Here is a 13,554-nt window from a genome sequence, read left to right as displayed (position 1 = left end):
TTTTAAATAAATTTGCATTATGCAGAATATTAAAGTACTCATAATGGTACTACTAATTAGTGTAATTAATGTAGTATTAGGACAACAAGTTATTAATTCAGCTGGTGGAAGTGCTGTTATTGGTTCAACACAATATGAATATAATGTAGGTGAAACAATAATTGAAACAGGAACAAGTGCTACACTAATAATAACACAAGGACTGTTGCAGCCAAGTCAGTTAACAACATCAATAAAAGATAATTTATTAACCATAAACGATTTTTTAGTATTTCCTAATCCAAGTGAGTTTGAAATAAATCTTAAAAACAATTTCAGTAAAGCAACAATAATTTACAGTTTAGTAGATGAAAAAGGAGCAGAAGTATTGAGTCATCAGCCAATAATTATAGATAAAGGAAGCGTAGAAAAAATTAATGTGCAACAGTTAGCAGCAGGCAATTATTTTTTAAAATTAGATGTAAATATTGGTCAAGATAAATATGTAGGCACTTATAAAGTGCTGAAAATAAAATAATAAGAGCAACTTTTATAGTTAGTAGTAATAAAAGTTGCTCTTTCTAACAGAATAAAAAAATTCAGAAATTGAATCTTTGTGTAAAGAACTCTTGATGCAAAGCTATGATATATTATAACTTTTTTTGATTTCAGATTGTTATAAAATATTACTAGCATTGCAGTCGATTTTAATCGAACAAGAAATTAAAACCCAAACACAAAAGAAATTATGGACTTTTTTATTGATTTGTTAAAAGTTATAAGTAAAAAGAAACTTCAAAACATAGAAATTTTAGATAAAACACTATTGTCTAATAAAGATAGTCTTTATAGCAAATTCTATCATGGAATACTAGAAGATTTGATTAAAGATGATAATGATGCTGTTGTTTTTTTATATGGAGATGATTCAGAAACTAGTTTAAATAATTACAGACAATTTAAATATAGATTTAAAAAGAGAATTTTAAATACACTTTTTTTCCTTGATTTATCTAACAAGGAATATAATACCAAAATTCAGAAAGATTATTTTGAAGGAATTAAATCTATATATGAAGTAGACATCATTCAAAAATTTGGCGGAAACAATAGTTTAGTACATAAAATAATTACAGATAATTATAATATTGCTAAAAAGTATAAATTTTATAATATATTAGCAGAATATTCTAATAAACTAATCAACTATTATACACTAGAGGCAAACTACAATCAAGTACAAAAAGAGAAAGAAAAATATATCAAATATTCAAATCTTACAAAAGAAGAAAACTTAGCATTTATACTGTTTAATGAAGTTAACATCTTAACATCAGATGATAAACCCAATACTAAGTTAATTCAAAAAAAGCAAGCAGAAGTAGATACAGTAATAAAAAATAGTGAGTCAGAGTTAACAAAAATATATGCCTATATGACCATGATTTTGTTAGATGAACTTTCATTAAATTATGATAGTGGAATTAATAACTGTCATAATGTACTTAATTTATTGTCTAAAAGAGATTTTCTAATCAAGCAATCTTATACCTCTTTGGTCAATTATTTTATAATTAGAATGAAATACCAGCAACGAGATTTTTACAATTGTGAAATCTTAATTGAGCAGATAAAAGACAAAATGTTTGGACTGAATTGGTTTATGGCAAACGAAATTAGATTTAAAATAGCACTCAATAATAAAGAATTTAAATTAGCCAAACATATATATAATGGAGTTGTAGGACATAACTTATATAACTCACTACCATCTAAATATAAAGAAGTATGGCAAATTTATAATTATAGCTTGCAACTCTATCAATCTATAATAGACAATACAGAGTTTGCCAATAACATCTATACATTAATCAACGATTGTCCTACCGTTTTTCATGATAAAAGCGGATTTAATTTTTCACTTATACTACTTAAAATAATGTATTTTATAAACAAACAAAAACTAGATGAAGCAAGTCAAACTATTGGCACGCTTAGAGTATATAGTTCTAGGTATTTTAAAACCAAAAAACACGCAAGAAATAAAGTATTAATTAATGCATTAATTAAGTTAGAAAAAAACAACTTTGAATCTCAAATAAACCCATTCTTAAACATTAAAGATCCAAATGAAGATATATTGTTAGATGCAGAAATTATACACTACGAAAACTTACTAAGTGCTATAAATCTAATGCATCAGCATAATAATACTCAAAAACAATAAAAAAAAATACCTTGTTATGTAACAGTAGTTATTAGCGTTTAATAACTTTTTCACTAAGAAGATACAATTGCTTAAAGAATAAGCTTAACAGCGTTAAAATAAAGTAAAAACAATATTAAGTCGAAAATTCATATAGCAAGATTTACTAATTCGGACATAATATTTTTGCTAAAACTGAAATAAGACAACAGGTGCTTAATTAATAGTTTTACATCAAGAAACAAGACTACAAACATAAGTATCCTATTGTAAAGTAAGTAGATTTAAGAGAAGTGAACAATTTTTAGATTAGACACTTAGCTTGCATTAATTTTAATTATTGACAAATAATACTTAAAAATGCAAGAAAATAAAGTCAAATCTTTAATTAAAAACTGAAATTATGACTAAGTGTATAAAAGTCATTTAATATCATTCTTCAGATTTCTTAATTCTCCTATTCTCTTACTTTACAAATAAAGATAATAAGTAGTTTGATAAAATTATAATAAGAATGTTTCTAATGGGTTTTGTATAAATTAGAATAACCATTTATAATGATTTTACTAAAAAGTGTAAAAAGTAACTACTTTTTTGTAAATTATTGTTATCTTTGCATCAGACTACTAGCTAAACTCATTTTCGTTTAGCAACATATTAAAAAATAATTAAAATGTTGAATATGAAAGCATTCTACAGCTCATATTTGTACATTGTTGCTATCTTATTATTTGCAGCAAATACAAATATAATTAATGCTAATGAGGTTGAAAAAGAAACTGTATCAAAAAACAGTAACAACAAAACCATTAAAGCTAATTACTTCTATATCGATGAAGAAGTAAATGCAAAAGAGCAAATTTTGTACCAATTAAAGTTGGTAAAGCAAAACAACGATTTTTATTTATTTACTCATGGTAAATCAGGCGAGTTGTTTATTAATAATCAATGGATGAATGCACAACAAATAGTAGCATTTATAAAACCTAAATTAAATAGCAATATTAAAACGCTAAATATCTTCGGTTGTGAGTTTGCCAAAGCAAAAAAAGGAAAACAAGCAATAGCATATTTAGAACAAAACTTAAATATAAACATCGCAGCATCTACAAATATTACAGGTAAAGATGGCGATTGGACACTGGAAGTCGGGAAACATAAAAACCCTATTTATTTTCCCGACTATAATTTCAATCTAGCTTGGACATTGGCAGATACTTGTGCTTCTTGCGATTTTGATGGCGACGGAATCATCAATAGTATAGATTTAGATGACGATAATGATGGCGTTAAAGATGCTACAGAGTCACCTTCTTGCTTTTATACTGAAGCAGAAGTTACTCAAATAACAAGCGTAACAACTCAATTAATAAGTACTGCTTCACTAACTAATTTATACGATAACAATAATACCACTTATTTCAATTTTACAACAAATGCTCAAAGTGTTGCAGGCAAAGAAATTTTTAAATGGTCTTATCCATTTCCAATTAAAGCTTGCAATTTTATTTTTGAAATGGAAAACTCTAATAGTTTTTTAAATCATGTACTTACTGTAGGCGTTAATACCTATGTAACATTGCAAGGTTTTAATGGAACTTCTTGGATCAATTTGTCAGATTCTGTTGCTTATGATAGAATAGCTACAGGCAGTTTAGAAATTTTTAAGGTTACAAAAAATGCAGATTATTATCAACAATATAGATTATTAGGAAATAATGGTACGGTTTATTCTATTGGAAATATCGCAGAAATTAATACAACTATTTGTGCCTTTATTCCAGAATATTATCCTAAAAATCCATGTATTGCAGATATGGATAATGATGGATTTCCCAATCAATTTGATTTAGATAGCGATGGCGATGGCTGCCCTGATGTATTTGAAGCTAGTGTAACTGGTAGTATTTATACTATAGATACTATTGCTGGTCCATACGGAGTTAATGGTTTGGCGAATAGTATAGAAAATAAAGATACAGCTACAGCAAGAACTACTTACCTTAGTACTTATGATGAATATGCATTAGACTCTACAAATTCCAGATGTTTAGATACAGATGGAGACGGAATCTTAGACATTTATGATATAGATGATGATAACGATGGGGTGTTAGATATCGATGAACAAGCAACATGTCCTACTACTGCACCAGATGGAAAAACAAATTATCAATACTGGGATTATTGGACATCTATTGGTTGGCACGATATGATTCCTATTAGTGGTGTTGGTGGTCCTTATACTTTAAATATTTGGCCAGATGTAGATGAATACGGATTACCAACTAATAATTTAACACCAACTACAACAGGAACTGTAAATGGCATAAATGGTCCAGCAGGTACAGATTTTTTACAAAATATAGATGTACTAAGATGGCAAGGTTGGATTCATTTTCCACCAGAACTTTATGGGCAAACTATTACAATAAGAACTTCTAATTTTGTTGCTGGTAATGTTGGTGCTGGTGCATGGGTTATTTCTACAGATGAAAATCCATATAATTGGATAGATCCAACAACAAGCACAGGTGTTCCATTACTAGATATGAACAATACTACTGGTTTCTATAATCCAGTACAAGGTTGGAATCAACCACCTTTTGGTTTTACAGATTATCCTAGATACGAAGGACTTTCAGGTGCTCAATCTCCAGCTAATGGTGGAGATGGTGCTATTATTCCTGCTCCAAGAAATCAACCAACTGCTTTTCATGCTACAATTACAGTAAGTCCAGACGGTCATTACTTTTCTAACTGGCAAGTCGATCCAGTCAATCAATGGGCTCCACACTATATGGAATACTCTACTGATGGTGGAACTAATTGGGCGCCTATCCCAAATACTTTTTATAATTCAACTGCTCCTTGTACTGTTACAGATATTGATACAGATGGAGATGGTATTCCTAACAGACTAGATTTAGATAGTGATAATGATGGTTGTTTTGATAGTTACGAATCTGGTTCAGTTACCAATGCTAATGACAGTATAGTGGCTGCTCCTTATGGTAACAATGGTTATGGTCTTTCAGTAGAAACTAACGATTCATTTAATGCATCTAGTAATTATATTCCAACTTATTACTATGCCGTAGATAGTACTTTAAGTATATGTATTGATTCTGACGGAGATGGAATACCAGATTTATTAGATATTGATGATGATAATGACGGGATATTCGATGCTGTAGAAAGTCCATTTTGTTATTACACCAAAAACGAAATTAGTACTGGAGATAGAACTTCAATATTAAATATTACTTCCGATTTGGATTTAGTAAGTGGTGTTACATTAAATATGAGTATTGATGGTATTTATCCTACAAGCAATACAAGTTTTACAGGAGCTCAACCGGCTGCAAATCAAACCATATATCAAGTAGAATTTCCTATTCCAGTCGAAATAAAAGCTATTTCATTTATATATGACAATACATTTAAAGTGTTAACTGCTGGATCAAGTTTAGTATTACAAGGAAGTAGTACGGGTGCATCTTGGACAAATTTAAGTGGTACTTTAACAAGCTTCGATTCAATGAAAGTTACACAAAATGCAGGAAAATATAAGTTCTATCGTTTATATGGTCTTTCTGGTACTACTGCAACAAATTCTCGTTTTGAGGCAGAATTTAACTTACCATCATCATTTGGTGCTAGTACCTATCAAAAACCAAATTGCTTTTTTGATATAGATGGCGATGGAGTACCAAATCAATTAGATTTAGATTCAGATGGAGATGGTTGCCCAGATGCTATAGAAGCTTCAGTTGTAGGTACACTATTATCAGGCAATGTTGTCAATGGAGATTCTACCACTGTTATAGCTGGTGCTATAGCTCAAGGTGATTATGGAAACAATGGTTATGCAAATTCAATAGAGGTATCAGATGCTTATAATACAACTACTATCTTTCCTTTTATTACATATTACTATGCAGCTTCAAAAAGCATAAATATATGTGCCGATAGCGATAATGATGGTATTAAAGATTATGTACAAGACTTAGATGATGATAATGATGGTATTAAAGATGCCACAGAATCTCCAAGCTGTTTTTATAGTAGTTTAGCAGAAGTAACCGAAGAATTTAGCATCACTACAGATATGGCACCTTTTAATTCAGTTTCAGTTATAACTAAATTAATAGATAACGACTCAGTAACTGCTGGCTACAGATTCTTGGCAGGTCAATCACTTGCAGGTCAAGATATCTTTAATTGGACATACAATCTTCCATTAAAAGTTTGCCAGTTCCGATTTAAAATGAGCTCAACAACAAGCTTTGTTAATAATCCTTCAACAGTTGTACTTCAGGCATTCGATGGTAGTTCATGGTACAATCTAACAGATACTATAACAATGGATGCTGTGGCAACAGCAAGTCAAGAAATATTTACAGTTACAAAAAACAGTAATTACTATCAACAATATAGATTATTGGGTATCTCAGGTACAGGAAATGTTAATGGTACTACAAACGAATTATTTGTTACTTTGTGCGATTCATTCGTTCCAGAATATTATCCAAGAGCAGAAACTTGTCTTGAAGATACAGATGGAGATGGTATTCCAAATCACTTAGATTTAGATTCAGATGGCGATGGTTGTCCAGATGCTACAGAAGCAAGTGTAAGTGGTAACTTAGTTTCTGGTGGCGTAATTAATTTTGATGGAACTACTTATACTTATATCATTACAGATGGAGCAATAGCAGAAGGACCTTATGGTAATAATGGTCTTGCTAATGCTGTAGAAACCAACGATAGTGCTACTGCCAATACAACTTACTCTAGTACTTATAGTCCAATAGCATTAAGTACAACTTTAAATGCATGTGCAGATACAGATAATGATGGCATTCCAGACTTAATAGATATTGATGATGATAATGATGGTATCTTAGATGCAGTAGAAAGTCCAAGCTGTTATTATACAGAAACAGAGGCAAAAGTAATTACAGCAGTTAAATCAGATTTTTCATGGAATGGAACTAACTCGTTAGATAGAACATATGATGGAAATAATACTACCTATGGTCAGATAACAGATTTATCAGGAACAAGCATAGCAAATAAAACCTTGGTTGATGTTCAATTAGCAGCACCAGTACCATTAGGAAATGTACAAATTGAAGTAGGAGGAGTGGCTATATCGCAAAATATTTCATCAACATTTTATTTAGAGGCATGGAATGGTAATTCATGGGATACTTTATCTGCACCACAAGCATTAAACACAATAAATACTACCTATACATTTACCAAAACTATAAGTACAGCAGGAGTTTATTATAGTAGATATAGAATAGTAGGAAGTGCAGGCGGAACAAGCTTAGTAAATGGTAGATTAGAAGAAATATACATAAATCCAAACAAATATTCAGCATCATATAATCCAAAACCAACTTGTACAAATGATACAGATGGAGACGGCATCTTAAATCACTTAGATTTAGATTCAGATGGCGATGGCTGTTACGATTCATATGAAGCAAGTGTAACAGGTGCAACAAAAAATGCTAGTGCAACAGATAGTATAGCACCAGGACCATATAATGGCAATGGCTTTGCAGATGCATTACAAGCAGTAGCAGATACTAATACTTATAAAGACATTTATAAATACATATATGCTTCATCAAATGTATTAAATATATGTGCCGATACAGATAATGATGGTATTCCAGACCTAATAGATATTGATGATGATAATGATGGTATCTTAGATGCAGTAGAAAGTCCAGGTTGTTTTTATACATTCAATGAAGCAAAATCATTAAAATCAGTTTCAACACAATTAACTTATCCATCTACAGATAATATCAATACACTTATAGACGGACAAATATCTGGTGGAGGTTTTAACTTCGATAATGGTCAAGATAAAACCAATAAAACAATATTTGAATTCGAGTCTAATGCACCAGTTACCATGAGTAGTTTTGAAATTACACTTGCTGCTGCTGCAAACTTATTTTCTAGTACAGCAGCTTCTATACAATTACAAGCATGGAACGGAACTGCATGGGTTAATTTAACAGCTCAACTAAATCCACAAAGTCCAATATTGCGTACAGGATCAGTTTATACCATACCAGTAACTCAAGATAGTGGTTCATATACTAAATACAGATTACAAGGATTGGCTGGTACAATGTTAAGCACAGGTGTAGAAGAAATTTCCATTATAGCTAATTCATCAACCTACTCACCAAGTGCAAATCCAAAGCCAAATTGTTCCGATGATTTTGATGGCGATGGAATTCCAAACCACTTAGATTTAGATAGTGATGGCGATGGATGTCCAGATGCAACGGAAGCAAGTGTAAGTGGAAATCTATTGTCAGGAACCATTGTCAATTATGATGGAAGTAACTATACTTCAACAGTAGTAGATGGAGCAATAGTTGAAGGCGACTATGGAAACAATGGTCTAGCAAATAATATAGAAACTAACGATAGTACTACTGCTCAAACAACTTATACAAGTACATATAATCCAATAGCATTAAGTACTAACTTAAACGCATGTGCAGATACAGATAATGATGGTATTCCAGACCTAATAGATATTGATGATGATAATGATGGTATCTTAGATGCAGTAGAAAGTCCAGATTGTTTTTATTCTGCAACCGAAATACTTATACCTACAAATATTTCAACAGACTATGCTTTTGATGCTACAGATAGTTTAATTATGCTAATCGATGGACAAGAAACAGGAGCTAGCTTAGCTAATAGTTTTAACTTTACAGCATCTCAAGCATTAACTGCAGGATCAGAATTGTTTACAGTAGAATTTGCTTATCCAATAGTATTATCTAATATAGATTTTGTAGGTAGAGTAACCAGCAATACAAGTGCTACTGCTCGTTTATACGGTTCTAATGATGGTTCAACTTGGGTGAGTTTAAGTACTGCTGATGTTAATATAGGTGACGGTGCTTATAATCCAGAAAATTTTCCAACAACTAATACAACTGCATATAAATACTATAGTATTAAAATTGTAAATGGTGCAGGTACTACATTAGCTACAAATGTATATACTTTTCCAGAATTACACTTTACATTAAGTAGTTTAGTAGCTTATGGTTCAAGTGCAAATCCAAAACAAACTTGTTCCGATGATTTTGATGGCGATGGCATTCCAAATCACTTAGACTTAGATTCAGATGGAGATAAATGTCCAGATACATACGAAGCAAATGTTACAGGAAGCATAGCTTCAGTAGATACTGTTGCTGGTCCTTACGGAAATAATGGTCTAGCAGATAGTATAGAAACTAATGATAATTCAAATGCTCAAGTAACTTATTCTAGTACCTATAACGCATATGCTTTAGATAGCACTTTATCTCTATGTATAGATACAGATGGTGACGGTATTCCAGATTTAATAGATATAGATGATGATAATGATGGCATTTTAGATATTGATGAAAATGTACCTTGTTTCATCAATAGTATACTTCCAGCTACTTTTACAGTAAGTAGCGTTACTACTGGTGCTACTGGTGTAGCAACTGGTACCTTTAGTTATAATGATGGTGCAGGTATTAGTGGAAATGGTACTTGGCAACTAAATTATTCAAGAGGACCAAACGGAACTGGAACATTAGATGGTGTAGTTGCTAGTAGCAGTGGTAGAGTAGCAGTGCAAACCAACGGTACTACTCATGATGATGTCTTTGATTTCCAAATTACAAGTCATACAGAAACAGGAACTATAACAGGAAATGATTTTGGTGTTACTGTTTATGGTAGTTCAGCAAATTATAATCCAATTTCAATTTACGATTACTATATATTAAACTATGATGGAGTATTCAATGATCCTCAATCAGAAATTACCAATTACAATACTGGAGATTTTTATAGTGCTTTAGATACTTTCTTTCAAGGGGTAGATGAAAATAATGGTTCATTAGCTTGGTCTGTTACATCTATCGTGCCAAATGTAAATAAATTACACTTAGAAGCATTTGCGGGTAATGTATTAGAAGCATTTGGTTTTAGCTTTAATATTATAGATTACGATTGCTCTGCTCAGGATTATGATGGCGATGGAATACCAAATTATTTGGACTTAGATAGTGATGGAGATGGCTGTCCAGATTCTTATGAAGCAGGTGTAACTGGTGCTACAAAAAATGGTTCTTCTACAGATTCAATAGTTAATGGACCTTATGGTACAAATGGTTTAGCCAATAGTATTGAAACAAATGATAGTATTAATGCAACTGTAACTTACACAAGTACATATCTAAATTTAGCATTAGATAGTACAATTAATGCTTGTTGTTCAGATATATCGAATAATATTATTAATGCTGTGAATCAAATGTGTTTCGGAAGCACAACAGATTCTATTTTTGGTACAGTACCAACGATAACTCCAGCAGATGATTCTATATACATATGGCAATCAAGTACAGATAGTATAACTTGGACTACTATTAGTGGTGCAACAACGCAAAATTATGGCTTAAGCACTGCTACTACAGATTTATGGTATAGAAGAATTGTAGGAACAGATACATTAGGTTGTTCTTCAGATACAAGTAATGCCGTTTATGTAATAGTTAATTATGCAGATACAATTAAAGATACTCAAACAATCTGTTTTGGCGATAGTGTAATAGTAGGAACAAGTATCTATACAACAACAGGAAACTACACAGATACGCTTATCAACGCACAAGGTTGCGATAGCATCATCAATACAAACTTAACAGTATTAGCAGAAGATGTAAGAACCAAAGATACGACAGTATGCTTCGGTGAGAGCGTAACAGTAGGAGCAAATACCTATACAATAACAGGAAACTACACAGATACGCTCATCAACGCACAAGGTTGCGATAGCATCATCAATACGAACTTAACAGTATTACCAGAAGATGTAAGAACCAAAGATACAATAGTATGCTTCGGTGAGAGCGTAACAGTAGGAGCGAATACCTATACAACAACAGGAAACTACACAGATACGCTTATCAACGCACAAGGTTGCGATAGCATCATCAATACGAACTTAACTGTACTACCAGAAGATGTAAGAACCAAGGATACAACAGTATGCTTCGGTGAGAGCGTAACAGTAGGAGCAAATACCTATACAACAACAGGCAACTACACAGATACACTCATCAACGCACAAGGTTGCGATAGCATCATCAATACGAACTTAACTGTACTACCAGAAGATGTAAGAACCAAAGATACGACAGTATGCTTCGGTGAGAGCGTAACAGTAGGAGCGAATACCTATACAACAACAGGAAACTATACAGATACGCTTATCAACGCACAAGGTTGCGATAGCATCATCAACTTAAACTTAACAGTATTAGCAGAAGATGTAAGAACCAAAGATACAACAGTATGCTTCGGTGAGAGTGTTACAGTAGGAGCAAATACTTATACAACAACAGGCAACTACACAGATACGCTCATCAACGCACAAGGTTGCGATAGCATCATCAACTTAAACTTAACTGTACTACCAGAAGATGTAAGAACCAAAGATACAACAGTATGCTTCGGTGAGAGCGTAACAGTAGGAGCGAATACCTATACAACAACAGGCAACTACACAGATACACTCATCAACGCACAAGGTTGCGATAGCATCATCAACTTAAACTTAACTGTACTACCAGAAGATGTAAGAACCAAAGATACGACAGTATGCTTCGGTGAGAGCATAACAGTAGGAGCGAATACCTATACAACAACAGGAAACTACACAGATACACTCATCAACGCACAAGGTTGCGATAGCATCATCAACTTAAACTTAACTGTACTACCAGAAGATGTAAGAATCAAGGATACAACAGTATGCTTCGGTGAGAGCGTAACAGTAGGAGCGAATACCTATACAACAACAGGCAACTACACAGATACACTTACCAACGCACAAGGTTGCGATAGCATCATCAATACCAACTTAACAGTACGACCACTAGATACAATTACTAGAGATATCCAAATTTGTTTAAACGATAGTATAGTTGTATGTGGCAATGTATATAAAACATCAGGTACTTATATAGATACATGTACAAGTGTAAATGGTTGCGATAGTATAATAACAACCATTTTAACATCAAGTACAATTATTTCAAAAGTACAGAATGTAATATTGTGTTTGGGCGATAGTTTAGTAATGTGTAGTGGCAATGTATATAAAACAGCAGGAGTATATCAAGATACTTGTATGGCAGCAGCAGGTTGCGACAGTGTTATAACCACTACAGTAACATTATCAATTTCATTATGTGCAGATAGTACACCAACATTACCAGTGTGTGATACTTGTACGAAAACATTGTGTTTAGATACCATCTTTGACAATGTAGAAGGTATATGGACATTGTGCGATGGCAGTCAAACAGCAACAAGTGGATTAGGAAGCTATTCAATAGACAGTACTACAGGTTGTATAACATATACATCAAATGGTATTATAGGCAGAGATACATTATGTGTTGTCATATGTGATAGCATATACAATTTCTGTGATACAGTACCAGTAGTGATTCAAATCATACCAACAGTAGATGTAGTAGAAGACACGATAAGCATAGGCACGACAGATAGCATTTGTGTACAGATAGAAGCAGGCATGTCAGCAGACAATGTACAAATCGTATATTGTGATGGCACGATAGATAACATCACAACACCAACAACAAACATCAATGGTAATTGCATCAATGTAACCTATACAGGCACGAATATCGGACAAGACAAATTCTGTGTAGTAGTATGCGACAACGACTTAGGTATTTGTGATACCACAGAAGTCATCATTACAGTTTTACCACAAGACAGCACACCAATCTTACCAGTGTGTGATACCTGTACCGAAACACTATGTTTAGATACGATATTTAACATCACACCAGGCCATTGGACACTATGCGATGGCAGTCAAACAGCAACAAGTGGATTAGGAACATATTCAATAGACAGTACCACAGGATGTATCACTTACACATCGAACGGAATCATAGGAAAAGACACACTATGTATTATAGTATGTGATACGATAAACAACATCTGCGACAGCGTACCAGTAGTAATCCAAATTACACCAACAGTAGATGTAGTAGAAGACACGATAAGCATAGGCACGACAGATAGTATTTGTGTACAGATAGAAGCAGGCATGTCAGCAGACAATGTACAAATCGTATATTGTGATGGCACGATAGATAACATCACAACACCAACAACAAACATCAATGGTAATTGCATCAATGTAACCTATACAGGCACAAACATCGGCGAAGACCAGTATGTTTCAGTAGTATTATGTGATACACTAGACACTAGGCATATGTGATATA

3 protein-coding genes are annotated in these 13,554 nt (G+C 32.6%); all 3 read left to right on the top strand.

From position 1 onward, the window contains the following. Positions 1–19: 19 nt before the first annotated feature. The 3 genes from H6553_10355 (at position 20) to H6553_10345 (ending at position 13,550) form a co-directional block, all read left to right on the top strand. Positions 20–517: a T9SS type A sorting domain-containing protein gene (locus H6553_10355; protein MCB9034228.1), complete on the top strand. Its 498-nt coding sequence runs from the start codon at positions 20–22 to the stop codon at positions 515–517. A 210-nt stretch (positions 518–727) separates the two neighbouring features. Continuing rightward, positions 728–2,206, top strand: a complete 1,479-nt coding sequence (locus H6553_10350) for a hypothetical protein (GenBank protein MCB9034227.1) — start codon at positions 728–730, stop codon at positions 2,204–2,206. Positions 2,207–2,867: 661 nt separating this feature from the next. After that, on the top strand, positions 2,868–13,550 hold the full coding sequence (locus H6553_10345; GenBank protein ID MCB9034226.1) for a DUF4347 domain-containing protein: 10,683 nt from the start codon (positions 2,868–2,870) through the stop codon (positions 13,548–13,550). The last annotated feature ends 4 nt before the right edge of the window (positions 13,551–13,554 follow it).

This window comes from Chitinophagales bacterium (assembly GCA_020636535.1).
Lineage (GTDB): Bacteria > Bacteroidota > Bacteroidia > Chitinophagales > JADIYW01 > JADJSS01.
This window is presented reverse-complemented; position numbering and strand designations above follow the sequence as displayed.

Bases quoted from the DNA above. Each gene is read 5' to 3' on its own strand.
- H6553_10355 (MCB9034228.1), top strand. From the start codon at position 20: ATGCAGAATATTAAAGTACTCATAATGGTACTACTAATTAGTGTAATT.
- H6553_10350 (MCB9034227.1), top strand. From the start codon at position 728: ATGGACTTTTTTATTGATTTGTTAAAAGTTATAAGTAAAAAGAAACTT.
- H6553_10345 (MCB9034226.1), top strand. From the start codon at position 2,868: ATGAAAGCATTCTACAGCTCATATTTGTACATTGTTGCTATCTTATTA.